This window comes from Roseovarius nitratireducens, from assembly GCF_002925845.1.
GTDB lineage: Bacteria > Pseudomonadota > Alphaproteobacteria > Rhodobacterales > Rhodobacteraceae > Roseovarius > Roseovarius nitratireducens.
Genome location: NZ_PDNI01000028.1, coordinates 123,952 through 149,243 on the forward strand (window position 1 = coordinate 123,952; position 25,292 = coordinate 149,243).

Here is a 25,292-nt window from a genome sequence, read left to right on the forward strand (position 1 = left end):
GTCATGCGCTCCTGTTCAGGGGTGTGGTGGGGACGTCCATGTCCGCCAGCATCTCGCGGACCTGCGGGCATCCCGCATTCGGGTCGGGGCCAAAGGTGACCTCGGTTTCCTCCCAGACCGCATCGAGAGCTTCCAAATCGGTCGGATCGTCATCGGGCTGCGCCAGCATTTCGGCCAGGGTTTCGGCATCGACCTGCGTTCCAGAAAGCTGCGACAGCGCCCTGAAAACGCAGGCATATCCGCTCTCGCGTCGCTCCAGCCTTGTGCCGAGCGCATCAAGGATATGTGCCGCGTCGGCGAGGATATCCTGTGCCTCCGCGCCGGGGCGCGTCGATAGGAATTCCAGCAGCACCGGCAGGTGATCGGGCAGTTCCGAGGTAGCGGGCTCGACCCCGCCCGCCCGGTAGGTCTCGATCAGGCTGACCATCGCGCCGCCGCGGTCCCGGCTTTCGCCATGGACATGCTCGAACAGGTTGAGCGAGAGCGTGCGCGAGCGGTCGAAGAGCATCACGTAGCCCTCCTGCAGGTCGTAGATATCGCCCTGCGCCAGCGCGTCTGTGAGCGTCTGCAACGCCGCGCGGGTGCCCGGGTCGATGCGCGTGTCGTTCGCCAGAACCGCCCCGATCACGGGCATGGCCTCCTGCAACTCCGTCGAGGGGTAGCTGAGCATCAGCGACAGGGCTTTCAATGTGCGGTCCATCATCAGAATGTCTCCTGCGGCAGGGCAAAGTTCTTCTTCTTGCCGCCGAAGAGCGTCGTCTTGCCCGTCTCGCCGGAAGAACAGCCATTGCCATCGGTGAAGCCACAGCCGCCACGGATGTCGGCCCCGTCTTCGTTCTGTTCACGGTGCGCCGTGGGGATCGCGAAACGGTCCTCGTAATCGGCGATAGCCATGATCTTGTACATGTCCTCGATCACCCGGCCCGACATGCCGACGCGGGCGGCGATGGCCTCGTCGCGCACGCCGTCCACGCTGAGCGCGCGCATGTAGAGCCGCATCGCCGACATGCGCTCCAGCGCATGCACGATGGGCTCCTCGTCGCCCGCGGTCAGCATGTTGGCGAGGTATTTCACCGGGATGCGCAAGGAGCGCACGTCGGGCATCTGGTCGCTCATCGCGATCTGACCGGCCTGCGCGGCGTTCTGGATGGGCGAAAGCGGCGGGATATACCACACCATCGGCAGGGTGCGGTATTCGGGATGCAGCGGGAAGGCCACTTTCCACTCCATCGCCATCTTCCACACCGGGCTGACCTTGGCCGCCTCGATCCAGTCTTCGGGGATTCCGTCGCGGCGAGCGGCGGCGATTACCTCGGGGTCGTTGGGGTCGAGGAACACGTCCAGTTGCGCACCATAAAGATCGGTTTCGCGCTCGGCGCTCGCCGCCGCCTCGATCTTGTCGGCATCATAAAGGATCACGCCCAGATATCGGATGCGGCCCACGCAGGTCTCCGAGCAGACGGTCGGCTGGCCGCTCTCGATGCGCGGATAGCAAAAGGTGCATTTCTCGGATTTGCCGCTTTCCCAGTTGTAGTAAATCTTCTTGTAGGGACAGCCCGAGATGCACATCCGCCAGCCCCGGCACTTCTCCTGGTCGATAAGGACAATGCCGTCTTCCTCGCGCTTGTAGATCGCGCCCGAGGGGCACGACGCCGAGCAGGTCGGGTTGAGGCAATGCTCGCACAGACGCGGCAGGTACATCATGAAGGTATTTTCATACTCTCCATAAATCTCCTTCTGCACATTCTCGAAGTTGTAGTCCTCGGACCGTTTGGAGAATTCGCCGCCCAGGATTTCCTCCCAGTTCGGGCCCTTCTCGATCTTTTCCATCCGCTCGCCTGTGATCTTGGACCGGGGCCGCGCGGTGGGAAAATGATCCATGTCGGGTGCGGATTTCAGGTGGTCATAGTCGAAATCGAACGGCTCGTAATAGTCGTCGATCTCGGGCATCGACGGGTTGGCAAAGATATTCGCCAGGATCCGCCACTTGGCCCCCTGCTTGGGTTGCAGCTTGCCGGAGGCCGAGCGCACCCAGCCCCCGTTCCAGCGTTTCTGGTTTTCCCAGTCGGTGGGATAGCCGGTGCCGGGCTTGGTCTCGACATTGTTAAACCACGCATATTCGACGCCCTCGCGCGTCGTCCACACGTTCTTGCAGGTGACCGAGCAGGTGTGACACCCGATGCATTTGTCGAGGTTCAGAACCTTGCCGATTTGCGCACGAACTCTCATTCCGCTGCCTCCACTTTTTCGGTTGCGGGCCCGGACGCAGGGGTGTCCAGCCAGTCGATCTTCTTCATCTTGCGCACGATCACGAACTCGTCGCGGTTGCTGCCCACGGTGCCGTAATAGTTGAACCCGTAGCTGAGCTGCGCGTAGCCGCCGATCATGTGCGTGGGCTTGAGCGTGGCGCGGGTGACCGAGTTGTGGATGCCGCCGCGATGGCCGGTCTTTTCCGATCCGGGCGTGTTCACGATCTTTTCCTGCGCGTGGTACATGAAGAGGGTGCCCTGCTTGATCCGCTGGGACACCACCACCCGCGCGGTCAGCGCGCCGTTGATGTTGTAGGCCTCGACCCAGTCGTTATCGACAAGGCCCGCCTTCTGCGCGTCCACCTCGGACATCCACACCACGGGGCCACCCCTGTTCAGCGTCAGCATCAGCAGGTTGTCGGTATAGGTGCTGTGGATACCCCATTTCTGGTGCGGCGTGATGAAGTTCAACACCACATGCGGGCTGCCCTCGGCGGCGTCATTGTTGACGGCCGCGGTGATGGTCTTGAGGTCCACCGGCGGGCGGTAGCTGACGAAGCCCTCGCCGAAGGCGCGCATCCACAGGTGATCCTGGTAGAGCTGTTGTCGGCCCGTCAGGGTCCGCCACGGGATCAGTTCGTGCACGTTGGTATAGCCCGCGTTGTAGCTGACCTTGTCGCTCTCGATCCCCGACCATGTGGGGCTTGAGATGATCTTGCGCGGTTGTGCCGCGATATCGCGAAAGCGGATCTTGTTGTGATGCTCGCCCTCGGCGAGGTGGGCATGGTGCCGCCCGGTGGGTTTCTCCAGCTCTTCCCACGCCTTGACCGCGACATTGCCGTTGGTCTCGGGGGCCAGCATCAGGATCATCTCGCAGGCGTCGATGGCCGTTTCCAGCCTCGCGTGGCCCTTGGACACACCCTCGTCCAGCACCACACCGTTGAGGTCGCACAAGGCTTGCACCTCCTCATCGGTGTTCCAGTTGATGCCCTTGCCGCCATTGCCCAAGCGTTCCAAAAGCGGCCCGATTGAGGTGAACTTCTTGTAGAGGTTGGGATAATCCCGCTCCACCGCGATGTAGTTGGGCGCGGTCTTGCCCGGGATCAGGTCGCATTCGCCCTTCTTCCAGTCCTTGACATGGGCCTGCGCCAACTCGCCCGGCGTGTCGTGCAGAAGCGGAAGCTGAACGATATCGGTCTCCACCCCCAGCACCTCGGGTGCCACCTCGGAAAACTTGGCGGCGATCGTCTTGAAGATGTCCCAGTCCGACTTGCTCTCATAGGCCGGATCCACCGCCGCCTGAAGCGGGTGGATGAACGGGTGCATGTCGGACGTGTTCATGTCGTCCTTCTCGTACCAGGAGGCCGTGGGCAGGACGATGTCGGAATACACGGCGGTGGTGGACATGCGAAAGTCGATGCAGACCAGCAGGTCGAGCTTGCCCTTCGGCGCCTCATCGTGCCAGACCGCCTCTTTCGGCATCACGCCGCCTTCCTCGCCCAGATCCTTGCCCATCACGCCGTGATCGGTGCCCAGAAGGTGCTTGAGGAAATACTCGTGCCCCTTGCCCGAAGACCCGAGCAGGTTCGAGCGCCAGACGAAGAGGTTGCGCGGCCAGTTCTCGGGCGCGTCGGGGTCCTGACAGGACATTTCCAGATCGCCGGATTTCAGCTTCTCGGCGACGTAATCCTTGATCTCCTTGCCCGCCGCCTTCGCCGCTTTCGACACCTCCAGCGGGTTGGTTTTCAACTGCGGGGCCGAAGGCAGCCAGCCCATCCGCTCGGCACGGATGTTGTAGTCGATGAGGCTCACGTCCCAATCGCCCTCGGGCGCCGTGGGCGACAGGATTTCCCCCGCGCGCAGCGTTTCGTAGCGCCATTGATCGGTATGGGCATACCAGGCCGAGGTCGAATTCATGTGCCGCGGCGGGCGGTTCCAGTCGAGCGCGAACGCGAGCGGTTGCCAGCCGGTTTGCGGGCGCAGTTTTTCCTGGCCCACGTAATGCGACCAGCCGCCGCCCTCCTGCCCGATGCAGCCGCACATCACCAGCATGTTGATGATGCCGCGATAGTTCATATCCATGTGGTACCAGTGGTTAAGACCGGCCCCGAGGATCACCATGGACTTGCCCCGCGTCTTCTCGGCATTGCCCGCGAATTCGCGTGCGACCGCGATGATCTTCTCACGCGCGACGCCAGTGATCTTTTCAGCCCAGGCGGGGGTATAGGGCAGGTCGTCGTCGAAATCCTTCGAGACCCAGTCACCCCCCAGCCCCCGGTCGAGGCCGTAATTGGCGCAGAAGAGATCGAACACGGTGGCGACCAGAACCTCCTCGCCCGCCGCCAGCGTGACGCGCCGCGCGGGGATGTTGCGCGTGAGCACGTCGGGATGGTCGCATTTCACGAAATCTCCGGTGGCGACCCCTCCGAAATAGGGGAAATCGACGTCCACGACCTCGTCGTGATGCTCTTCGAGGATCTGGCTCAGGCGCAGATTGGTCTCGGTGCCCTTGGCCCTCTCCTCAAGGTTCCACTTACCCTCTTCGCCCCAGCGAAAGCCGATCGAGCCGTTGGGTGCCACGATCTGGTTCGATGCCTCGTCATACGCGACGGTCTTCCAGTCGGGGTTGTTCTTCTCGCCCAGCTTCCCGTCGAAATCCTCGGCGCGCAGCATGCGGCCCGGCACGAGGTGGCCGTCCTTCTCGTCGAGCCGGACCAGCATCGGCATGTCGGTGTACTTGCGGGCATACTCCTCGAAATACTCGGCCTGCCGGTCAAGGTGGTATTCGCGCAGGATGACATGGCCCATGGCCATCGCGAGCGCCGCATCGGTGCCCGCCTGCGGGTTGAGCCAGATATCGCCGAACTTGGCGGCCTCGGAATAGTCGGGGCTGACCACCGCCGACTTGGTGCCGCGATAGCGCACCTCGGTGTAGAAATGCGCGTCTGGCGTCCGCGTCTGCGGCACGTTCGAGCCCCAGAGCATCAGGAAGCCTGCGTTGTACCAATCCGCCGATTCCGGCACGTCGGTCTGTTCGCCCCAGGTCTGCGGGCTGGCCGGCGGCAGGTCGCAATACCAGTCATAGAACGACATGCAGGTGCCGCCCAACAGGCTGAGATACCGCGAACCGGCGGCGTAGCTGACCATCGACATGGCGGGGATCGGTGAGAAGCCAAAGACGCGGTCGGGGCCGTAGGTCTTGGCCGTGTAGGCGTTGGCGGCAGCGACGATCTCGGTCGCTTCGTCCCAGCTTGCGCGCACGAACCCGCCCTTGCCGCGGGTCTTGGTGATCGAGGCGCGCAAGTCGGGATCGTTCTGGATTGCGGCCCAGGCGGCCACCGGCGTCATCGTGGAACGCATCCTGCGCCAGGCACGCATCAGGGCGCCGCGAATGAGCGGGTTCTTCACCCGGTTGGCCGAGTAGAGATACCAGCTATAGGAGGCGCCCCGCGCGCAACCGCGCGGCTCGTGGTTGGGCATGCCTGCGCGGGTACGCGGATAATCGGTTTGCTGCGTTTCCCAGGTGACGATGCCGGATTTGACGTAAATCTTCCAGGAACACGAACCGGTGCAGTTCACCCCATGGGTGGAGCGCACGATCTTGTCGTGCCGCCAGCGGTTGCGATAGGTGTCCTCCCAGTCGCGGTTCTCGCGGGTGGTCTGACCCCAACCGTCTGAGAATTGCTCCAGTTCCTTGCTCTGGAAAAAGTTCAGCTTGTCGAGCAGATGGCTCATGGCTCTCTCTCCTTAGTTGGCGGGCTGCGCGGGGGTGGCGCGGCCATGTTCGATGTCGTGAAGCAGGCCACCCTTGCGGGTGTAGACTGCGAAAGTGATCAGCGCGCAGAGCACGTAGAAGATCAGGAAGGTCCAGAGCGCCGCCGCCGGACCACCGGTCAGCGCGATCGAGGTGCCGTAGCTCTTGGGAATGAAGAAGGCACCGTAGGCGGCGATGGCCGAGGTAAAGGCGATGATCGACGAGGCCTCGCGCTCGGCCTGCTTGCGCGCCGCCTTCTCGTCCTGCCCGGGATTGAGGCGGGCCACTTCCTTGCGCATGATCACCGGGATCATCTGGAAGGTCGAGGCATTGCCCACGCCGGTCAGGAAGAACAGCGCCATGAAGCAGGCGAAGAAGCCCCAGAAATTGCCCGCGCTGCCACCCAGCGGCAGGAATTGCAGAACGCCCCAGACCGCGGCGATCATGCCGAGGAAGGTCCAGAAGGTCACGCGACCACCGCCCCACTTGTCCGAGATCCAGCCCGTGCCCGCACGGCTCAGCGCACCGACCAGCGGCCCGAGGAACGCCAGGTGCAGCATGTCGAGATCCGGAAACTGCAGTTTCATCAACAGCGGGAAACCCGCGGCATAGCCGATGAAGCTGCCAAACGTGCCGGTATAGAGAATGCACATGATCCAATTCTGCCGACGCTTGAGGATTTGGAGCTGATCCGACAGTGACGCCTTGGCATCGGCAATGTCATCCATCCCGAACCACGCGGCGATCGTGGCGATCACCAGGAACGGCACCCAGACGAATCCTGCGTTCTGCAACCAGATGCGCCCGCCATCCGAAAGCTCCTGCGGCGCACCGCCGACGGCGCCGAATACCCCCATGGTGATGACCACAGGCACGACGAACTGCATCACCGACACGCCCAGATTGCCGAGGCCGGCGTTGAGCGCCAGCGCGTTGCCCTTCTCCGCCTTCGGATAGAAGTAGGAGATGTTGGCCATCGACGAGGCGAAATTGCCCCCGCCAAAGCCGCACATCAGCGCGAGGACGAGGAACCAGGCATAGGACGTATCCGGGTTCTGCACGGCAAATCCGATGCCCACGGCGGGCAGCAGCAACGAGGCGGTCGACAACGTCGTCCAGAGCCGCCCGCCGAAGATCGGGATCATGAAGCTGTAAAAGATGCGCAGCGTCGCCCCCGAAAGCCCCGGAAGCGCTGCCAGCCAGAACAGCTGACCGGTGGTGAAGTCGAACCCGATGGCAGGCAGTTTCGCAACCACGACCGACCACACCATCCAGACCGAAAAGGCCAGAAGAAGCGCCGGGATCGAGATCCACAGGTTGCGCCGGGCGATACGGGCCCCGCTTTGCTGCCAGAAGCCCTCATCCTCGGGCTGCCAATCGGTCAGCAGGTGACCGGAATTCTTGGATTGGGACGTCATGTCGAATATGTCCTTATGTCTCGGATTGAGGTGCGGCCGCACCGGGCCGCACCGTTGTGTTCGTCATTCCGCGGGTTGCGATCCCGCGCCGCGAGGCGCACCGCCGGACCCGCCCACGGGCTTGGGCAGTGGCGCATCCGGCACGTCGGAGAGGTACTTCTCACCCTCGAGACCGGGGTGACGGCGGCGCTCCATCCGGCGGATCGCGAGGTGCATCCACACGGTCGAGACCAGCACCAGCACGAAAAGCAGCATGAACGGCGCGGTCCACACCCCCGTGAGATCGAGCAGCACCCCGAAGGCGATCGGCAGGAAGAACCCGCCAAGCCCGCCGATCATGCCGACCAACCCGCCGACAGACCCCACGTGATAGGGATAGTAGACCGGGATATGCTTGTAGACGGCGGCCTTGCCGAGGCTCATCAGAAAGCCGAGGATCACCGTTAGAGCGACGAACACGCCCACCGAAAGGCCGAAATCGAAGGTGATCGGCCCGTTGATGCCCTGCACGATATAGCCGGTCTGCGGATAGCTCATGACGAACAGGATCAGCAGCGACCCGATAAACGTCAGATACATCACGAACCGCGCTCCCCAGATGTCGGACATCCAGCCGCCGAGCGCGCGAAACACCGATCCCGGCAGGCTGTAAAGCCCGGCGAAGACACCCGCGGTCGTCAGTTCCAGACCGTAGGCCCCGGTGTAGTAGCGTGGCAGAAAGCTCGCGAGGGCCACGAAGGCACCGAAGACAAAGAAGTAATACGTGGCAAACCGCCAGACCTGCAGGTCGCGCAGCGGCTCCAGCATCGAGCCGGTCGAGGCGGGGCCTTCACCGGTGCGCTTACGCTCTGCCTGCACCGGGTCGGTCTTGGCCAGCAGGTAGAAGAGCACCGCGACCACGGCCAGCACGATGGCATAGACCCGCGCGGTCCCTTCCCAGCCGAGCGCGACAACCAGAAAGGGGGCCGCGAAATTGGTGACCGCGGCGCCCACGTTGCCCGCCCCGAAGATGCCAAGAGCCGTGCCCTGCCTGTCCTTCTCGAACCAGCGCGAGGTATAGGCCACGCCCACGATGAACGACCCGCCGGCGAGGCCCAGGCCGAGCGCGGCAAGCAGGAAGACCGGATAGGTCTGCACGCTCGTCAGCAACCACACCGCGACCGCCGTGATCAGCATCTGAAGCGGAAACATGATGCGACCGCCGAACTGCTCGGTCCAGACACCCAGAAAGATGCGGCTGACCGATCCGGTCAGAATCGGGGTGGCGACCAGCAGGCCGAACTGCGTGTCGCTCAGCCCCAGATCCTCCTTGATCTGAACGCCGATGATCGAGAAGATCGTCCAGACGGCAAAGCAGACGGTGAACGCAAACGTGCTGAGCCCCAAGGCCCGGTACTGATCCGAGCGTGAGACACCATCGAGTGTGTGCATGACCTTTTCCTCCGGCCTGTCGTTGCATCCTGCCCGCAACCGGGCTTCGGCCAGTCATGCGGGCAGAGCCGGGAGCAGAGATTTGATCTGGATCAGATATCTGGAAAAACGTTTGAAAATAAATGAGTTACTGAAATTCATCATGCCCACCACATGCTATGGTCAACCCGGTTGAATGCAATGAACAAGTGGCTTATTGACAATAATCAATCCGCGAGCCAGCAAGACGATCGAGAGAGTGATGCCAATACGAATGGGACTACCCGAGTCGGTGCATCGCGACATCCGGGAACTGCATCTCTTCCGGGATATGGCCGACGCACATTTCACCGACCTGATGCACGGGGCCTATGTGCAGAACTTTCCGCCACAGATCGAGCTGATCTCCGAGGGCGACACGAGCGATTTCCTGCACATCATCCTATCCGGATCGGTCGACCTGTTCTCGGCCTGGAACAAGCGCGAGACCAGCATGGCCACCGTGCGCCCGATCTCGACCTTCATCCTCGCCGCCACCATCCTCGACGCGCCCTATCTCATGTCCGCCCGCACGCTGACAAAGAGCCGGATCGCTCTGATCCCAAGCCAGGACGTGCGCGCCGTGTTCGATGCCGACAATGCCTTTGCCCGCGCCATCGTGGCAGAGCTCGCACAGTGCTACCGCTCGATGGTCAAGGCACAGAAGGACCTCAAGCTGCGGACCTCGCTGGAACGGCTGGCCAACTTCCTGCTGCGGCAGCGGATACAGTCAGGGGGCTCGGCGACATTCGAACTGGACTTCGAGAAACGCCACCTCGCCGCCGTACTGGGCATGACACCGGAAAATCTCAGCCGTGCCTTCAAGGGGCTACAGCCCTACGGCGTCGAGGTGGACGGTATGCAGATCACGATTACCGACCCCGGGGACCTGGCCAGCTTTGCGAAACCCAATCCTCTGATCGACGATCATTCCACCTGACGACGGGGCAAGGCCGTGCCAGTCGCCACCTCAGGCCCCGCCGCGACATGCCCGCGGCCCACACGCACCCTTCATCGCGCCTTGCCGACATGGGGCCGCAACATCACCGGCCCATACAGCCCCGCGAACCCGCCGAAACCCGCGATCCATGCCAGGCCCGACAGGCCATGCAGCCATGCCGCGTGCTCGGGCCAGATACCCGCGCCCACCCGGGCCAGCACGGCAAGGATGAGGGCCGCATAGATGGCGATCGTGCCCGCCCCCGCGCTCAGCGCCTGCCCGGTATGGCCCAGCGTCGCGCGCGTCATGACCGCCATCGTCATCAGCCCGACCGCGCCCGCCATCCACAGATGCTGCGCCCCGGCCATGCCCAGACCACCGGGCAGGAGAATTTCGGCACCGATCGCCAGTGCGCCAAGGGGAAGAAAGGCGTAAGCCACATGCAGCACCGTCACCAGCGGCTCGGCGAGGGTCCGGTGCCCCGCCCAACGCCCCAACCGCAACGCATGCAGCGCGCCGGTCAGCACGAGCGCTGCACCCGTTAACGGGTGCAATGGCTGCACGACCCACAGCACAAGCGCCCCCAGCATCACGACCAACGCCACCTTGTCAAAGCGTTGCATTGGTGGCACGGGCAAGACCGCGCTGCGACGTTTGACCAGCCAGTTGCGGGTAAAGGACGGCACGACGCGCCCACCGATCACGGCGATCATCATGATCGCCGCACCAAGGCCCAGCCGCAGGCCATGGCCTTGCGCGGCATAACCGCCGCGCGCCGCCTCCCAGTGAAAGAGCGCGTTTCCAAGAGTAAAGACCGCGAGCATTCCAAGCACGATCAGGTTGCGCCAATTCCGGCCGGCCACGATCTCGCGGGCGAGCACCGCCCCGAACACCACAGGAAAGGCCAGGTCTGCCGTGGCCACGAGGAGCGGCGGCAAGCCCGCCGAGACCGCCACCGTGACGCGCCCTGCCAGCCACAGCGCCACCAGCACGCCCAGCGGCCAGCCCACGATGGGCAGGCGTCCAGTCCAGTTCGGGACGGCCGTCAGCAGAAAACCCGCGACCACCGCGCCGAGATAGCCAAATAGAAACTCATGCGCGTGCCAGCTCACGGAATCGAAGGCCGTGGGCAGGGTGATGTGACCAGACAGCATCGGCACCCAGAGCGCCATGGCGACCGCGGCCCAGACCGACGCCCCGAGAAAGAGCGGACGAAACCCGTAGGTCAGGATCGCGGGACCGCGCCAGGCGCGCATCCGCTCAGCCGTCGTCATTCGAGGGCCTCCTTCTTGCCGTCACGTCCGTGCAGCCATGGCGATCCGGCGATAGCCCGCAGCACCATGATAGAAGCCGTTGCTCAGGTTCACAGCCCCGCTCAGAACACCAAGGCGGCCATCCGCCTCATCGACCGGCAACGCCCCGTCCAACACGTCGCGGAACACACCCGCCACCGCCACCATGTCCACATCCTGCGGCATGAGCCGAAGATGGGTCACACCGTCGGCCACCAACCGATCCGCCTCGGGTAGCAGATCGACATAGCTCTCGGACTGGGTCTGGATTCCGTTCACGCGCAGGATCGGCGCATCGTCGCGGGTGCGGAGCGGCATCCCGTCAGGATCGTCCTCGCAGACGAAGCGGCAATTGTCCTTGGTCCGCCCGTGCGCGCGGGCGTGGTAGCAGCGGGCCGAAACCGCCAGCGAGGCGCGCCCGAAGACCTGCACCTCGACCCCGAGCCCCTCATCTCGCGCGGCTGCGGCAGCCACGGCAATCGCCTCGGCGGGCAATTCGGTGGGCAGGCAGACATGGGTCGCCCCCTGCCCGGCCATCCACGCGATCGTGGCCTCGTTATAGGCGTTCATGAACGGGCCGATGCGGTGCGGCCGCCTGCCACGAGCATATAGCCCGGCGGCGTTGTTCACCTCGATCTCGGGGGTGTCCATCACCGCAAGATCATCCGTTGCCTTGCGCTCGCGCTTCAGCATCACCTCGGCCAGGGTCGAGACAATCACGGTCTTGCCCGCACGTTCCAACCGCTCGATGATCTCGGGCAGCTCGCCCTCGTGGAACGGCGCGCGCTTGGAACAGATCACCTCGCCCAGATAGACCTCGTCCACCGGGGCCTCGTCAGCGATCCGTGCGTAGAAGTCGCGGCGCCTCTCGGCGGGCCAGTGATAGGCAATCGGCCCGAGGGTCAGTTTCGTCGTCATCTCCGTCACCGCCATTTCTTGGTCTCGAACGCGCCCTGCGTCTGTTTTTGTCCCTCTGTCAGCGCGACCAGATCGGCCATGTTGGCCTCCCGCCCCGCCCGGATATCGTCCACCGCCGCGCGGAAGGCACGCACCACGCCCCGCACGTAGGATTTCGAGCGCTGCCGCCCCTCGATCTTGAAGGCGTGCACACCCGCGTCGATCAGTTCGGGCAAAAGCCGTGAAAGGTTCAGGCTCACCGGCTCCTCGAAGGCATAATACCCCTCTGGCCGGTGCGGCGCGGTGTAGCGGCCCTTGCAGATCGTGGGATACCCGGCCTTCTCCTCTGGACCGAACCGGTCGATGGTGAACCCCGCCAGTTGCGAGGACATCGACCCATCCTCATGCCGCGCATACTCAACGTCCGAAGCGGGCGAACACACGCCGTCCATGTTGGTGGATTGCCCGGTCAGGTAATTGGTCAGGCTGCACCGTCCCTCGACCATCAGCCCGTGATTGCCAAAGATGAAGGTCTCGATCTCACAGGGGATTTCACGCTTGATCTGACGGATTTCCGGGATGGTCAGGATACGCGGCAGCACCACGCGCCTGACCCCGAAATGCTCGCAATAGTAGCGGATCGCCTCGGGCGACGAGGCCGCCGCCTGCACCGACAGGTGCAGCCTGACGCCGGGATGCGTGCGCGCGATGTAATCGGCCACGCCCATGTCGGCGACGATAAAGGCATCCACCCCCAGCCGCGCGCCGGTATCCGCCGCCTGCCGCCAGAGATCCACCTTGCCCGCGGGCGGGTAGGTGTTGAGCGCCAGCAGCACCTTTGTCCCCCTGGCATGGGCATAGGTCACCGCCTCGGCCAGCTCATCGGGGGTAAAGTTCAGGCCCGGGAAATTGCGCGCGTTGGTCGCATCCTGAAACCCGCAATAGACCGCGTCGGCACCCGCATCGACGGCGGTGCGCAGGGCGGCAGGGGTGCCCGCGGGGCAGATCAGTTCGGCAAGGCTCATCTCGGATCAGGTCCTTTCCATCTCGGGGGTATAGGCGCGGCGCAACCGTGCCAGGACGGCCCGCCCGGGCGGGCCAAACATCGCCGCCGTCTCCTCGGCGATGGAGCCGTCCACGTCATCCAGCGCGTTGCGCAGCCGCACCACCGCCTCGGTGTCGCCGGTCACCTCCAGATCGCGAGAGAAGAAGGCGGCATCGCCATCCTCCTCGGAATCCACCAGTTCCAGCAGTAGCAGGAACCGCCCCCGGATCACCGCGCCCGCCTGCGGCACGGCATCGCGCGGCACGGCGCGAAACAACAGCGCGCCGGGGTCGGGGCGCAGGTGCAGGGCAAAGGGCAGATCGACCGGGTCGATCAGGAAATCGGTGCCCTGATGCGGGCCCAGGCGGGCAAAGAGCGACGGGTGCCGTGCCGCGATCCGCCGCACGACGCGCGACAGGATCGGCTGCACCACACCACAGGCCAGACGCGAGACTACGCCACCTCCGGGCAATCGGGCCGGAGAGACAGTGTGAACTCCAGTGCTCATGACGTGGCCGTCCTTTCTGCCGACACCCCCTCCTCGGTCACGATCAGATCGAGCGGGATATCGTGGGGCTGCGGATAGATCGTGGTCAGGTTCGCGGCACCGAGCGCGATGCCGATGGCCACGGGGCGCGGGTCGAGCGACGCCAGCGTGCGGTCGAAATACCCCCCGCCCCAGCCCAGCCGATAGCATCCCTCGGACCAGCCAAGGCAGGGCGCCAGCGTGATGTCGGGGATCAGCGGGTCGGCCTCGGGTGGCGGAACGGGGATGTTCCAGTCGCCGCGGACCATCTTGGTATCAGGTGTCCAGCGCCGAAAGATCAGCGGGGCCGCGCGGGTTTCCACAATCGGCAGGGCTATGGTAACGCCCGCACGATGTAGCCCTTTCAGAACCGGGCGCAGATCGGATTCGCCCTTGATCGGCCAGTAGCCGGCGAGGACGGTCCCTTGTCCTACACCGCGTTCCTCCAGCACACGCGACAGGTGCTGGCCGATTTGGCCAGAGACCCGGGCACGCCCCGCCTGGCCCAGTTCCTCCCTCAGCCTGGCCAGCCGTATCCGTTCCGCCCGCCGCCAGCGCGCCACGTCGCGCGCTTGATCTGGATCGACGCCCACCGGATCGAAATAGGCGGGATCGACCTCCGAGGCCATGCAGGGCGGCGAGGCATATGTCTTGCGCTGGGTCATGCAGCAGGCCCTGGCCCGGTGACGAACATACAGTTTTCCAGCGTGTTTTGACCAATCAGGTCGCCCATCTCATACGATCTTGCGATGGCGGCATCTTGTTGCATGCACAGCCCTTTCACCCGCGATTCGCCCGAGCCGAACGCATTGGTATTTGATTTACTCGTTACCGCGCTATAATACGCATTGCAAATACCAATTCAGGAGCGCGACCTTGCGCCTCACCTCCTTTACCGATTACGGGCTGCGCGTGCTCATGCGCATGGCGGGCGATCCGGCCCGCGCCTTTACCGCCGCCGATCTCGCCACTGAACTCCGGGTCTCACGCAACCACCTGGCCAAGGTGATCTCGGCACTGGCCGCGGCAGGCCTGCTGGAAACCCGGCGCGGCGGTGGTGGTGGCGCTATGCTGGCCCGCCCCCCCGAGGATATCCGCCTTGGCGATGTGGTGGCCGTGCTCGAGGCCGACCAGGCGCTGGTGGAATGTTTCGCGACCGGCAGCAACGCCTGCATCCTGTCCCCGAAGTGCCAGCTGAAATCCCGGCTGGCCCATGCCGAGGCCGCGTTCGTCGCGGACCTTAACCGCAGCACCCTGGCCGATTGCGTCTATCGCCCGGAAGATGCCTGACACGCGATCTACCCGCGTCCGATATAGGGCATCTTGGTGGCCATCAGCGTCATGAACTGCACGTTGGCCTCGGGCGGCAATTCGGCCATCGACAGGACCGCGTTGCCCACGTGGTCCACCTCCATCACCGGCGGCGGAGAGTCGGGGTTGGCCGCGATGATTCCTTCCAGCAATTCAGTGCGAGCATTGCCGATGTCGATCTGGCCGCAGGCAATGTCAAAGGCGCGCCCATCAAGGCTGAGCGTCTTGGTCAGCCCGGTGATCGCGTGCTTGGTGGTGGTATAGGCGACCGAGCCCGCGCGCGGGGAATGAGCCGAGATCGAGCCGTTGTTGATGATCCGCCCGCCTTGGGGCGATTGCCGCCGCATCTGGCCGAACGCCGCCTGCGCGCAGAGAAACATGCCATGCAGGTTCACATCCACCACCTGCCGCCACTCGTCATAACCCAACTCGTCGATCATCGCCGCGCGGCCGAAGCTGCCGGCGTTGTTGAAAAGAACGTCGAGCCGGCCCGCCTTGGCCACGAAATCGTCGAAGCAGCGCGCTACATCCTGCGGATCAGTCACGTCGCCGGGCAGGATCACGGCATTGCCATGCCCCCCGGCCACCGCCTCCAGCGCCTCTGCGCGACGCGCCATCAGCCCAGCCTTCCAGCCCGCTTCCAGAAAGGCCCGCGCGCAGGCGGCCCCAATCCCGGCGCTCGCGCCGGTAATCAGCACGGATTTCATGCTTCGTCCTCCCGTTCCAGTTCCAGCGGCACCGGCTTCGCGCGCAGGTCGTCCACGCTCAGCGGCGCGGTGGGTTTCGACAGCCGGTTGCGCACCACCCAGTGCAGCCGTTCCTCGGCGCGGGTGATCGCCACATAGGCCAGCCGCTTCCACAGCGGCTGCCCGGCTTCCGACCGGCCCATCCGCGCGGCGGCATAGATGTCAGGGGCAAAGACCTGCACATCGCGCCATTGCGATCCTTGCGCCTTGTGGATCGTAACCGCCGAACCGTGCAGGAACACCGCACCCATATTGGCGGCGTAGGGGATGAACGGTTCTTCCTCGCCGGGTTTCTCGATCTTGACGATCGAGGCCGCCGAGAGGCGCGGATCCTCGGCCCCGATGACATGCAGCCGCGAGAATCCCGCCCGCTTGCCAGGGCCCAGATAGATCACCTGCGCCCCCTTGATGAGACCGCGCGCCTCCAAGTCCAGCCGCTTCTTGCGGTGCTTGAGCGGCAACTCGATCCCGTCGCAGATCAGCGGCTCGCCTTCCAGGAGCGCTGTCTCGGGAGCGCCATGCACCGCGCGGAACGCGTTGATGAGGCGGATGCGCGTGGCGTTGCGCCACACGAGGACCGGCGAGCGCGCCATCAGGTCCACCTCGACCCGCTCGGCCCATCTCACCCGCTCGTCGCGGCGGGCGGCGTCCTCGATCATCCGCTCGAAATGATGAAATTCCAGCGCCGGGTCGGCCAGCGCATGCGCAAGATCGAGGATCGGGTTGTCGGCGTCCTGCCGGTGGATGCGACTGAGTGTAAGGCGCGCGGGTGCGGGCAGGCTGTCGAACACCATGCCGCCGGTGGATTTGACGGGGGGCAACTGCGCCGGATCGCCGAACAGGACGAGCGTGGGGAAAATTTCCTGCAGATCGTCAAACTGCTGCGCGTCGAGCATGCTCGCCTCATCGACGAGGCCGATATCGAGCGGCTCCTCGCGGCGCGTCCAGCCGGTGATGAAATCCGAGCCGCGCAGCCCCGCCGCCGCCAGCGCGCCGGGGATCGACTTGTGATTCTGGTAAAACGCAAGCGCCCGGTCGAGCGCCTGCTCGGTCAGCCCCTCGATCTCCGGCTTCGCGCCCTGCCCTGCCAGCCATTCGGCGATCTTCGCGTATTCCGGGTCATAAACCGGGGTATAGAGAATGCGGTGAATGGTCGTCGCGGGCACGCCGCGCATCCGCAGCACGCTCGCCGCCTTGTTGGTGGGCGCGAGAATGGCCAGCGTGCGCCGGTCGCGGCGGCGCCGCCCCTCCCAATCGCCCGAGACCACATCGACGCCCGCCTCCTCGAGCGCACGGTAAAGCGCGGCCAGAAGCAGCGTCTTGCCCGACCCGGCCTTGCCGACGACGGCCATCACCGCGCGTCCGCCTTCACGCGGCGGCATGAGCGTTCCCTCGACGATATCAACCCCCACGCCGCGCAGCGCCTCGGCAATGCGGTCATGGGCCTCGGCCTGGTCGGGAGAATAGGTAAGCGCGGTCTCGGTCATGTGCGCGACCCTAGCCGTGGCATCGGCGAGGTGCCAGCGAAAGCCACGCGAAGCGGCTTGACCCTGCGCCGCGCTTCCCCGATTGAGAACCAGAGGGTAGGATCGGCGGAAAAACGCCGCTGGGGAAAGGCAAGGCATGGCGCATATCATCGTGGTCGGCAACGAGAAAGGCGGAGCTGGCAAATCCACCGTCTCGATGCACGTGGCAACCGCGCTCGCCCGCATGGGCCACCGCACAAGCGCGCTCGACCTCGACCTGCGGCAGCGCAGCTTCGGGCGCTACGCCGAGAACCGGACCCGGTTCCTTGAAAAGGAGGGGCTCGACCTGCCAAGCGCCCGGCTCGTCGAGTTACCCGAGGTCGCCGAGGCCGATCTCAAGCCCGGCGAGAACCTCTATGACCGCCGCCTCGCCGCGGCAATGGCGGCCGCCGAACCCGAGAGCGATTTCATCGTGATCGACTGCCCCGGCTCGCATACCCGCCTCAGCCAGGTCGCCCACAGCCTCGCCGATACGCTGATCACGCCGCTCAACGACAGCTTCATAGATTTCGACCTCCTGGCACGGACCGATGCCGACGGGCAGACGATCCTCGGGCCATCGGTCTATTCCGAGATGGTGTGGAACGCGCGGCAATTGCGCGCGCAGGCGGGATTGCGGGCGATCGACTGGGTGGTGCTGCGCAACCGGGTGGGCGCACAGGCGATGGTCAACAAGGAAAAGATGGGCCGCGCGCTCGATGCACTGGCGCGCCGGATCGGCTTTCGCGTGGCGCCGGGCTTCAACGAGCGGGTGATCTTCCGCGAACTGTTCCCGCGCGGGCTCACGCTGCTCGATTTGCGCGATATCGGGGTAAAGGGGCTCAACATCTCCAACATCGCGGCACGGCAGGAACTGCGCGACCTCGTCAAGGCGCTGAACCTGCCGGGCGTGACGGTCAATTTCTAGCCGACCATCCGCTCTTGTTGGGCGAACGGGCTGAGGCCCAGCCATTCCTGCATTCTGGCGGCGATTTCGCGTGGACCGTTCAAATTCAGCCTGCCATCCTTTACCGCTTTCTGGACGGTATCCAGACCCATCCAGATCGCCGTCATGGTGCGCAGGCTCGATTCGGAAAACAGGTCAACCTCGTAACCCGGATCAGAATAGCAGGCCTCGACGCCGGATTGCGGATCGACGAGCAACCAGTAATTCTGTCGCGTTACGGGCAAGTCGCCAAACACGAACTGAAGGCACACCCGGCGCTCCGGCAGCGGATCAATATTCAGGCCGCGATGCATATCCCATATCAGCAATTGGGGATCGAGATTGTTGAGGGAAATCTCGCTTTCCACCCATCGCTGCCCCCACGCCCCGATCCCCATCACAAGTGGGCGAAGCTCTTCGCCGGCCTGTGTCAGGCGGTACTCCTTGACGCCGTGAGCGCCTTTGACGGAATGGATGACCCCGGCCGTCTCCAGCTCTCCCAAGCGCTTCGACAATAGCGATGGCGACATCCGTGGCAGGCCCCGCCGCAAATCGTTGAACCGCGTGCTTCCGCACAGGAGTTCTCGCAGCAAAAGCGGCGTCCAGCGTGCGCACAGGACCTCCGAGGCCATCGAGATCGGACAAAACTGACCGTAGCTGCCACTCATGAGATGTCTCCTTTTCCTGCGAAACCAGGATCGATCGAGCCTAGGGGTTCGGACCGCCCCGATCCAGTACAGTTTCAGGACTATCACGGCAGGGACATAGCAACGACATTGACAGCGGATCTTGACGCCAATCATCGGCGACAGGCTGATCAATAGGAGAAACCGCCATGAAGATCGCAATCGTTCAACAGCCGCCAGTCTATCTCGACCTCGCTGCCAGCATGGATCGCGCGGTCGAATTGGTCGCGCAAGCCGCCAGCGAGGGGGCGCGGCTGCTGGTCTTTCCCGAAGCCTGGTTTCCAGGGTATCCGACGTTCTGCTGGCGCCTTTCACCGGGCGCCGACATGGGCAAGACGGACGAGCTATTCGCCCTGTTGCAGGCCAATTCAGTCGATTTGAGCCGCAACGGCATGGCTCCTTTGCAGGAGGCGGCGGCAGAGCACGAGATGGTCATCGTGGCCGGGTACCAGGAACTCGACGGTGCCGTGTCAGGCTCAACCCTCTATAACTCATGCATCATCATCGACGCCGACGGCACCATCGCCAACAACCACCGCAAGCTGATGCCGACCAACCCGGAACGCATGATCTGGGGCTTCGGCGACGGGGCGGGCCTCAACGTGGTCGATACCGCGGTGGGGCGGATCGGCGCGCTGCTATGCTGGGAAAACTACATGCCAATGGCGCGCGCCGCGCTCTATGCCCAGAACATCGACATCTATGTCGCGCCGACCTGGGACAGTGGCGACACCTGGCTGGCCACGATGCAGCATATCGCCCGCGAAGGCGGCTGTTGGGTGATCGGATGCGCCACCGCATTGGAGGCGTCGGACATTCCCACAAACATCCCGCATTACGACACCCTGTTTCCCAACAAGGATGAATGGGTGAACCCCGGCGATGCCGTGGTCTACAAACCCTTCGGCGGGGTCGCCGCCGGGCTGATGCACCGCGAAAAGGGCTTGCTCATGGCCGATATCAACGTCGCCGATGCCCGCGCCTCACGCCGGAAATTCGACGCCAGCGGCCACTACTCCCGCCCTGACGTGTTTTCGCTGACGGTCGACAGAAGCCCGAAGCGCCCGGTCAATTTCGTCTGAGCGGCACCGCGCCGCCAAGCCCACTCCTAGATAAAGAGCCGCCTGTCTCAGAGCGGCGGCCCGGTGCGCGGCTGCGGTCGAATGCGCATCCGGCGGCTCATCCTGAGCGCCCAGATATTCGACAAGGCCAGCACCGAGATCACCACCGCCCCGCCAATGAGCGCCCAACGTCCCGGGTCCTCGCCGATCACCGCCCAGGCGAGCAGCGGTGCCAACACCGATTCCAGCAGAATCAGCAGCGCCACCTCCGCCGCGGTGATATAGCGCGGCCCCAGCGTCATCAGCGAGGTCGCCACGCTGATGAACGCCCCGTGCGCCAGCAGGAGCGGCCAGCTTGCCTGCCACGCCTCCAGCGGTGACGCCAGCGGCCAGACCAGCAGCGAGGCCCCGATCATCGCCACCGGAATGGTCGGCACGAGCGACACCGCCCGCAGCCGCCGCGCCGTGGTCATCGCGGCCGCATATGTCGCCGAGACGCCGAGCGCCACGAGGTCGCCGCTCCAATGCGCTCCCGCCGTCTCGTGCGAGCCGCGCAGGATGAGCGCCAGCCCGGCGAACACCCCGATCATCGTCAGCACCATCCGCAGGCTGATCGTCTCGCCCAGGAAAATGCGGCTGAAGAGCGCGGCAAAGACCGGCATGGAGGCGAGGATGAGCACCACGTTGGCCACGCTCGTCCAGCTCACCGCCAGCACGAAGCCCGACAGGGACATGCCCAGCAGCACCGTATAGAGCGCGCCGCGCCCCCCCGTCGCCGCCACCTCGCGAAAGCCTTTCGGCCCACCGGTGAGCAGCACGCCGATCAGGATCACGCTGCCCGCGGTGATCCCGCGCCAGAAGGTGATCGACGCGGCGTCGCCCTCGATCAGCCGCACGAAGAGCGAGTCCGGCACGATGAACAACACGCCGGTCGCGGTGATGAGAAGGCCCTTGAGATGATCGGTCACGGCGCACCGTCCGCTTTCTGGTGGACCTCGATCACGTTGCCGTCCGGATCGTAGAAGAATATCTGGAGCCACCCCGCCACCGCCCGGTTGCCCCAGTCCGAATAGGGAATGCCGTGCGCCTCGAGATGCGCGCGAAAGGTGGCGAGATCGTCGGTGCGGTACGCGATATGGCCGCTCGCCACCGGGTTGACGATCTGCCCGGCGCGGAACCCGGCCTGCGGGTCGCGACGCGCGAGATGGGTCTGAATGCGCCCATCGGTGACAAAGGCCACGTCACCGGAATAGCCCCGCTCCTTTTCCAGCACCGGAACGTCGCTCTCGGGCACCTCGAGGCCAAGCACATCGCGGTAGAAACCGGCCATTTCCCCGACCCGGTCCGTGGCGAGATTGACGTGGTGCAGCGTGAGTTTCATGGCTCCCTCCCTGACGTGGAGAGACCGAAGCACGCACACACCGGATTGTCCATGCACCCCCTCGCCAGCCACGGCCACCGCGGTCTATGCTGGCCCCGACCACCTGAGAGGAGAGAACCATGCCCGCCCCCGAAAACCGCCTGAAATCCGCGCTTGCGCGCGGCGAGACACTCTATGGCTGCTGGGCTGGCTTTGCCGCGCCCTATCCCACCGAGGTGCTGGCCGAGGCCGGCTTCGACTGGCTGGTGATCGACGCCGAGCACGCGCCCAACGACCTGCGCTCGATCTCGGCACAGCTTGGTGTGCTGCGCGGCGCGGAAACGCAGCCGGTTGTGCGCCTGCCCATGGGCGAGACATGGGCAATCAAGCAGGTGCTGGACGCGGGCGCGCAGACCCTGCTCATCCCGATGGTCGAGAGCGCGGCGCAGGCGGAGGGCCTCGTGCGCGCCATGCGCTACCCGCCCGAGGGCGTGCGCGGATCGGGCGCGGCATTGGCGCGCGCCTCACGGTTCTCCGGCATTCCCGATTACATCCGCACGGCCAATGCGCAGACATGCCTGATGGTGCAGGTCGAGACGCGCGCAGGGCTCGCCGCACTTGACGAGATCCTCGCCGTCGAGGGGGTGGACGTGGTCTTTATCGGCCCCTCGGATCTTGCCGCCGACATGGGCCATCTCGGCGACGCCTCGGTCCCCGAGGTGCAGGAGGCGATCAAGGACGCGCTGGGGCGGATCGCGGCGGCAGGGTGCGCGCCCGGCATCCTCGCGCTCGACCCGGAAACGGCGACGCGCTACCGCGACTGGGGGGCGCGCTTCCTCGCCGTGGGGATCGACGTGGTCCTGCTGGCCGAGGCGGCGCGGGCGCTGGCCGCGCGCTGGCGCGATGGCTGAGTGGCTGCTTGCCGACATGGGCGCAACCCACACGCGACTGGCACTGGCCACCGGGGACGGCCTGCGCCCCGAGACGGCGCAGCGGCTGGCGAATACCGATTTCGCCGCGCCAGAGGCGCTGATCGCGGCCTATCTGGGCAGCGCGCAGGTCTCGGCGGCCTGTGCAGGTGTCGCCGGGCCGGTGCGCGGGCAGGCCGCGCAACTGACCAACCTCGACTGGCGGATCGAGAGTGCGTCGCTCGCCCGCCTCACCGGCGCGGCGCGCGTCCACCTGATGAACGATCTTCAGGCACAGGCGATGGCGCTCGACGATCTCGACCCGGGCTGTCTCACCCCAATCTTGCCCGGCACGCCCGACCCCGACGGCGCGCGCATGGTGCTGGGCCTCGGCACCGGCAGCAACATCGCGGTGGCGTACCGCGTGGGCGACCGCCTCTTCGTGCCGCCCGCCGAGGCGGGGCATTCCGGCCTGCCGCATCTGGATGAGGCCGCGAATGCCGTGATCGCGGCCCTGGGCCGCGAGGTGGCGCACAAGCCCTACGAGGCGCTTCTCTCGGGGCCGGGGTTGGCGCGGCTGCACCGGCTGCGTACCGGCGAGACGCGCGACGCACCCGCGATCGTCGCGGCGGCGGGCGACGGTGGCCCGGCGCGCGACACGCTGGCGCTCTTCGCGCGGCTTCTGGGCGCGGTGGCGGGCAACCTCGCGCTCACCCACATGGCCACCGGTGGTGTGTACCTCATCGGCGGCACCGCGCGGGCGGTCGCCCCACACCTGACCGGGACGGATTTCGCCTCGACCTTCACCGCGCGCGGTCCCTATGCCGGGATCATGCAGGCAATGCCGGTCACGCTCATCACCGACGACATGGCCGCGCTCCGCGGCTGCTGGCGGACGCTGCGGCAGCGCATGTGAAAAGGGCGGCACCGGATCGCTCCGACGCCGCCCCTTGTCATTCGTCCACTATGCGATCAGCCCAGATCGAAGCGGTCCGCCTCCATCACCTTGGTCCAGGCAGAGACAAAGTCGTAGACGAAACGCTCTGCCGCGTCGTCCTGTGCGTAGACTTCCGCATAGGCGCGAAGGATCGAGTTCGAGCCGAACACCAGGTCTACGCGCGTCGCGGTGTGGCGGGTCTCGCCGGTCTTGCGGTCCACGATGTTGTAGAGACCTCCGCCCGCGGGCTTCCACTTCAGGCCCATATCGGTGAGCGTGGTGAAGAAATCGGTCGTCAGCGCACCGGGACGGTCGGTAAAGACGCCATGCGCCGTGCCGCCGTGATTGGCACCCATCGCCCGCATCCCCCCGATCAGGCAGGTCATCTCGGGCCCGGTGAGACCCATGAGCTGCGCCCTGTCGAGGAGCATCTCCTCGGAGGTGACGATGTAGTCCTTCTTCATCCAGTTGCGGAAGCCGTCGGCGAGCGGCTCCAGCACGGCGAACGAATCCGCGTCGGTCATCTCGTCGGTGGCATCCCCGCGACCGGGCGCGAACGGCACCTCGATGTCGAACCCGGCGGCCCTGGCGGCCTGCTCGACACCCACGTTACCCGCCAGCACGATGATGTCGGCCACGCTCGCGCCGACCTCGTCCGCGATCGGCTCCAGCACACCCAGCACGCGCGCCAGACGGTCGGGCTCGTTGCCCTCCCAGTCCTTCTGCGGGGCGAGGCGGATGCGCGCGCCGTTGGCGCCGCCGCGGAAATCCGACTGCCGGAAGGTGCGCGCCGAATCCCACGCGGTGGCGACCGTGTCCGACACCGACAGCCCGCTTTCCGCGATCAGGCGCTTGGCCTTGCCGATATCGTAATCGACGGTGCCCGCCGGGACCGGATCCTGCCAGATCAGCTCTTCGTCGGGCGCATCGGGGCCGATATAGCGCGTCTGCGGCCCGAGATCGCGGTGGGTCAGCTTGAACCATGCCCGCGCGAAGGTATCGGCGAAATACGCCTCGTCCTGCATGAACTTCTCGCAGATGGCGCGATAGGTCGGGTCCATCTTCATCGCCATGTCGGCATCGGTCATGACCGGCATGGCGCGCTTGGAGGAATCGGTTGGATCGACCGGCATGTCCTCTTCACGGATGTCAACCGGCTGCCACTGGTTGGCACCCGCAGGGGATTTGGTCAGCTCCCATTCATAACCGAAGAGCAGCTTGAAATAGCCCATGTCCCACTGCGTCGGGTTGGTCGTCCACGCCCCCTCGACGCCCGAGGTGACGGCGTTGGTGGCCGCACCCTTCAGGTTGGGATTGATCCAGCCAAGGCCCTGCGTCTCGACATCCGCGCCCTCAGGCTCGGGCCCAAGCGCCTCGGCATCGCCGTTGCCGTGGCATTTGCCGACGGTGTGCCCGCCACAGGTCAGCGCCGCGGTCTCCTCGTCGTCCATCGCCATCCGGGCAAAGGTCTCGCGCACCTGGCCGGCGGTCTTGAGCGGGTCGGGCTGGCCGTTGACGCCCTCGGGGTTGACGTAGATGAGACCCATCTGCACGGCGGCGAGCGGGTTCTCCATCGTGTCGGGCTTGCCCACATCCTCGTAGCGGCTGTCCGACGGTGCGAGCCACTCGCGCTCGGCGCCCCAGTAGGTGTCCTTCTCCGGGTGCCAGATATCCTCGCGTCCGAAGGAAAAGCCGAACGTCTTCAGCCCCATCGATTCATAAGCCATGTTGCCCGCGAGAATGATGAGGTCGGCCCAGCTCAGCCTGTTGCCGTATTTCTTCTTGATCGGCCACAGGATGCGGCGTGCCTTGTCGAGGTTGCCGTTGTCGGGCCACGAGTTGAGCGGCGCGAAACGAATGTTGCCGGTGCCCGCGCCGCCGCGCCCGTCGGCGAGGCGATAGCTGCCCGCCGCGTGCCATGCCAGCCGGATCATCAGACCGCCGTAATGGCCCCAATCGGCCGGCCACCACTCCTGGCTGTCGGTCATCAGCGCCTTGAGGTCATCCTTGACCGCCTCGACATCGAGGCCACGAACCGCGTCACGATAGTCGAACTCCTGGCCCAGCGGATCGGTCTTGGTGTCATGCTGGTGCAGGATGTCGAGGTTGAGCATCTTGGGCCACCAATCGGTGACGCTCTTGCCGCTCTCGGTCTGTCCGCCATGCATCACGGGGCATTTGCCTATGTCGTTGCCGTCCATCTTGTCCTCCGGTTCGGTTTGCGTCTCTCGCACGCCGCGCAGATTGCGCGGCGCGAATCTA

General features: G+C 65.2%; 22 protein-coding genes. 6 read left to right on the top strand and 16 right to left on the bottom strand.

Features of this window, described 5'->3' with window-relative positions; all coding sequences use genetic code 11:
* Position 1: 1 nt before the first annotated feature.
* The 5 genes from narJ to CRJ03_RS05375 all read right to left on the bottom strand — a co-directional run bounded on the left by narJ (position 2) and on the right by CRJ03_RS05375 (position 8,852).
* Positions 2–700: a nitrate reductase molybdenum cofactor assembly chaperone gene (gene narJ / locus CRJ03_RS05355; protein WP_104017943.1), complete on the bottom strand. Its 699-nt coding sequence runs from the start codon at positions 698–700 to the stop codon at positions 2–4.
* Between the two features lie 2 nt (positions 701–702).
* Entirely contained in the window at positions 703–2,229 is a 1,527-nt protein-coding gene (narH, locus tag CRJ03_RS05360; protein ID WP_104017871.1) for a nitrate reductase subunit beta, read from the bottom strand.
* Positions 2,226–5,984 (bottom strand): nitrate reductase subunit alpha, encoded by a 3,759-nt coding sequence (locus tag CRJ03_RS05365; RefSeq protein ID WP_104017872.1) that lies wholly within the window; start codon positions 5,982–5,984, stop codon positions 2,226–2,228. Before CRJ03_RS05365 ends, narH begins: the two co-directional genes overlap by 4 nt.
* A 12-nt stretch (positions 5,985–5,996) precedes the next feature.
* A complete protein-coding gene (locus tag CRJ03_RS05370) occupies positions 5,997–7,421 on the bottom strand; it encodes a NarK family nitrate/nitrite MFS transporter (RefSeq protein ID WP_104017873.1) in 1,425 nt (474 codons plus the stop codon).
* A 63-nt stretch (positions 7,422–7,484) separates the two neighbouring features.
* Positions 7,485–8,852 carry an MFS transporter gene (locus tag CRJ03_RS05375; protein WP_104017874.1) on the bottom strand — a complete coding sequence of 456 codons (1,368 nt, stop codon included), beginning with the start codon at positions 8,850–8,852 and terminating at the stop codon, positions 7,485–7,487.
* A 253-nt stretch (positions 8,853–9,105) separates the two neighbouring features.
* Between CRJ03_RS05375 and CRJ03_RS05380 the strand changes: the two genes are divergently transcribed.
* Positions 9,106–9,810 (top strand): cyclic nucleotide-binding domain-containing protein, encoded by a 705-nt coding sequence (locus CRJ03_RS05380; RefSeq protein ID WP_104017875.1) that lies wholly within the window; start codon positions 9,106–9,108, stop codon positions 9,808–9,810.
* A gap of 71 nt (positions 9,811–9,881) precedes the next feature.
* On the opposite strand, the gene CRJ03_RS05385 is transcribed toward CRJ03_RS05380, so the two are convergent.
* Genes CRJ03_RS05385 through CRJ03_RS05405 form a run of 5 tightly spaced genes read right to left on the bottom strand, consistent with a single transcriptional unit; the run spans position 9,882 to position 14,235 of the window.
* Positions 9,882–11,084, bottom strand: coding sequence for an NnrS family protein (locus CRJ03_RS05385; RefSeq protein ID WP_240611564.1), 1,203 nt, complete (start codon positions 11,082–11,084; stop codon positions 9,882–9,884).
* Positions 11,085–11,105: 21 nt separating this feature from the next.
* Entirely contained in the window at positions 11,106–12,020 is a 915-nt protein-coding gene (ubiV, locus tag CRJ03_RS05390; RefSeq protein WP_240611565.1) for a ubiquinone anaerobic biosynthesis protein UbiV, read from the bottom strand.
* A 5-nt stretch (positions 12,021–12,025) separates the two neighbouring features.
* Positions 12,026–13,024: a ubiquinone anaerobic biosynthesis protein UbiU gene (gene ubiU / locus CRJ03_RS05395; protein ID WP_104017877.1), complete on the bottom strand. Its 999-nt coding sequence runs from the start codon at positions 13,022–13,024 to the stop codon at positions 12,026–12,028.
* 6 nt (positions 13,025–13,030) lie between these two features.
* Positions 13,031–13,552, bottom strand: coding sequence for a ubiquinone anaerobic biosynthesis accessory factor UbiT (gene ubiT / locus CRJ03_RS05400; protein ID WP_104017878.1), 522 nt, complete (start codon positions 13,550–13,552; stop codon positions 13,031–13,033).
* Entirely contained in the window at positions 13,549–14,235 is a 687-nt protein-coding gene (locus CRJ03_RS05405; RefSeq protein WP_240611566.1) for a 5-formyltetrahydrofolate cyclo-ligase, read from the bottom strand. Before CRJ03_RS05405 ends, ubiT begins: the two co-directional genes overlap by 4 nt.
* Before the next feature lie 211 nt (positions 14,236–14,446).
* On the opposite strand from CRJ03_RS05405, the gene CRJ03_RS05410 reads away from it, so the two are divergent.
* Positions 14,447–14,860 carry an RrF2 family transcriptional regulator gene (locus CRJ03_RS05410; protein ID WP_104017879.1) on the top strand — a complete coding sequence of 138 codons (414 nt, stop codon included), beginning with the start codon at positions 14,447–14,449 and terminating at the stop codon, positions 14,858–14,860.
* An 8-nt stretch (positions 14,861–14,868) separates the two neighbouring features.
* Here CRJ03_RS05410 and CRJ03_RS05415 read toward each other — a convergent pair whose 3' ends face one another.
* The gene (locus tag CRJ03_RS05415) at positions 14,869–15,588 is read right to left on the bottom strand and encodes an SDR family oxidoreductase (protein WP_104017880.1); all 720 of its coding nucleotides are present in this window, start codon (positions 15,586–15,588) and stop codon (positions 14,869–14,871) included.
* On the bottom strand, positions 15,585–17,114 hold the full coding sequence (locus tag CRJ03_RS05420) for an ATP-dependent DNA helicase (RefSeq protein WP_104017881.1): 1,530 nt from the start codon (positions 17,112–17,114) through the stop codon (positions 15,585–15,587). The genes CRJ03_RS05415 and CRJ03_RS05420 overlap by 4 nt, the downstream gene beginning before the upstream one ends.
* Positions 17,115–17,250: 136 nt before the next feature.
* Here CRJ03_RS05420 and CRJ03_RS05425 point away from each other — a divergent pair, with 136 nt between their 5' ends.
* A complete protein-coding gene (locus CRJ03_RS05425) occupies positions 17,251–18,060 on the top strand; it encodes a division plane positioning ATPase MipZ (protein ID WP_104017882.1) in 810 nt (269 codons plus the stop codon).
* Here the strand turns inward: CRJ03_RS05425 and CRJ03_RS05430 are convergent.
* Positions 18,057–18,746 (bottom strand): winged helix-turn-helix transcriptional regulator, encoded by a 690-nt coding sequence (locus CRJ03_RS05430; protein ID WP_104017883.1) that lies wholly within the window; start codon positions 18,744–18,746, stop codon positions 18,057–18,059. The genes CRJ03_RS05425 and CRJ03_RS05430 overlap by 4 nt on opposite strands.
* A gap of 167 nt (positions 18,747–18,913) precedes the next feature.
* Here CRJ03_RS05430 and CRJ03_RS05435 point away from each other — a divergent pair, with 167 nt between their 5' ends.
* A complete protein-coding gene (locus CRJ03_RS05435) occupies positions 18,914–19,846 on the top strand; it encodes a carbon-nitrogen hydrolase family protein (RefSeq protein ID WP_104017884.1) in 933 nt (310 codons plus the stop codon).
* Between the two features lie 47 nt (positions 19,847–19,893).
* On the opposite strand, the gene CRJ03_RS05440 is transcribed toward CRJ03_RS05435, so the two are convergent.
* Both CRJ03_RS05440 and CRJ03_RS05445 read right to left on the bottom strand, forming a co-directional pair.
* Positions 19,894–20,793, bottom strand: coding sequence for a DMT family transporter (locus tag CRJ03_RS05440; protein WP_104017885.1), 900 nt, complete (start codon positions 20,791–20,793; stop codon positions 19,894–19,896).
* Entirely contained in the window at positions 20,790–21,206 is a 417-nt protein-coding gene (locus tag CRJ03_RS05445; protein WP_104017886.1) for a VOC family protein, read from the bottom strand. Before CRJ03_RS05445 ends, CRJ03_RS05440 begins: the two co-directional genes overlap by 4 nt.
* Before the next feature lie 119 nt (positions 21,207–21,325).
* Between CRJ03_RS05445 and CRJ03_RS05450 the strand changes: the two genes are divergently transcribed.
* A complete protein-coding gene (locus tag CRJ03_RS05450; RefSeq protein ID WP_104017887.1) occupies positions 21,326–22,096 on the top strand; it encodes an HpcH/HpaI aldolase family protein in 771 nt (256 codons plus the stop codon).
* Positions 22,089–23,009 (top strand): glucokinase, encoded by a 921-nt coding sequence (locus CRJ03_RS05455; protein ID WP_104017888.1) that lies wholly within the window; start codon positions 22,089–22,091, stop codon positions 23,007–23,009. Before CRJ03_RS05450 ends, CRJ03_RS05455 begins: the two co-directional genes overlap by 8 nt.
* Before the next feature lie 56 nt (positions 23,010–23,065).
* Here the strand turns inward: CRJ03_RS05455 and katG are convergent, their stop codons facing one another.
* Entirely contained in the window at positions 23,066–25,231 is a 2,166-nt protein-coding gene (gene katG / locus CRJ03_RS05460) for a catalase/peroxidase HPI (RefSeq protein WP_104017889.1), read from the bottom strand.
* Positions 25,232–25,292 lie beyond the last annotated feature (61 nt).

Excerpts from the sequence above, each read along its gene's own strand:
- narJ (WP_104017943.1), bottom strand. The coding sequence starts at position 700 with ATGGACCGCACATTGAAAGCCCTGTCGCTGATGCTCAGCTACCCCTCG.
- narH (WP_104017871.1), bottom strand. The coding sequence starts at position 2,229 with ATGAGAGTTCGTGCGCAAATCGGCAAGGTTCTGAACCTCGACAAATGC.
- CRJ03_RS05365 (WP_104017872.1), bottom strand. The coding sequence starts at position 5,984 with ATGAGCCATCTGCTCGACAAGCTGAACTTTTTCCAGAGCAAGGAACTG.
- CRJ03_RS05370 (WP_104017873.1), bottom strand. The coding sequence starts at position 7,421 with ATGACGTCCCAATCCAAGAATTCCGGTCACCTGCTGACCGATTGGCAG.
- CRJ03_RS05375 (WP_104017874.1), bottom strand. The coding sequence starts at position 8,852 with ATGCACACACTCGATGGTGTCTCACGCTCGGATCAGTACCGGGCCTTG.
- CRJ03_RS05380 (WP_104017875.1), top strand. The coding sequence starts at position 9,106 with ATGGGACTACCCGAGTCGGTGCATCGCGACATCCGGGAACTGCATCTC.
- CRJ03_RS05385 (WP_240611564.1), bottom strand. The coding sequence starts at position 11,084 with ATGACGACGGCTGAGCGGATGCGCGCCTGGCGCGGTCCCGCGATCCTG.
- ubiV (WP_240611565.1), bottom strand. The coding sequence starts at position 12,020 with ATGACGACGAAACTGACCCTCGGGCCGATTGCCTATCACTGGCCCGCC.
- ubiU (WP_104017877.1), bottom strand. The coding sequence starts at position 13,024 with ATGAGCCTTGCCGAACTGATCTGCCCCGCGGGCACCCCTGCCGCCCTG.
- ubiT (WP_104017878.1), bottom strand. The coding sequence starts at position 13,552 with ATGAGCACTGGAGTTCACACTGTCTCTCCGGCCCGATTGCCCGGAGGT.
- CRJ03_RS05405 (WP_240611566.1), bottom strand. The coding sequence starts at position 14,235 with ATGACCCAGCGCAAGACATATGCCTCGCCGCCCTGCATGGCCTCGGAG.
- CRJ03_RS05415 (WP_104017880.1), bottom strand. The coding sequence starts at position 15,588 with ATGAAATCCGTGCTGATTACCGGCGCGAGCGCCGGGATTGGGGCCGCC.
- CRJ03_RS05420 (WP_104017881.1), bottom strand. The coding sequence starts at position 17,114 with ATGACCGAGACCGCGCTTACCTATTCTCCCGACCAGGCCGAGGCCCAT.
- CRJ03_RS05425 (WP_104017882.1), top strand. The coding sequence starts at position 17,251 with ATGGCGCATATCATCGTGGTCGGCAACGAGAAAGGCGGAGCTGGCAAA.
- CRJ03_RS05430 (WP_104017883.1), bottom strand. The coding sequence starts at position 18,746 with ATGAGTGGCAGCTACGGTCAGTTTTGTCCGATCTCGATGGCCTCGGAG.
- CRJ03_RS05435 (WP_104017884.1), top strand. The coding sequence starts at position 18,914 with ATGAAGATCGCAATCGTTCAACAGCCGCCAGTCTATCTCGACCTCGCT.
- CRJ03_RS05445 (WP_104017886.1), bottom strand. The coding sequence starts at position 21,206 with ATGAAACTCACGCTGCACCACGTCAATCTCGCCACGGACCGGGTCGGG.
- CRJ03_RS05450 (WP_104017887.1), top strand. The coding sequence starts at position 21,326 with ATGCCCGCCCCCGAAAACCGCCTGAAATCCGCGCTTGCGCGCGGCGAG.
- CRJ03_RS05455 (WP_104017888.1), top strand. The coding sequence starts at position 22,089 with ATGGCTGAGTGGCTGCTTGCCGACATGGGCGCAACCCACACGCGACTG.
- katG (WP_104017889.1), bottom strand. The coding sequence starts at position 25,231 with ATGGACGGCAACGACATAGGCAAATGCCCCGTGATGCATGGCGGACAG.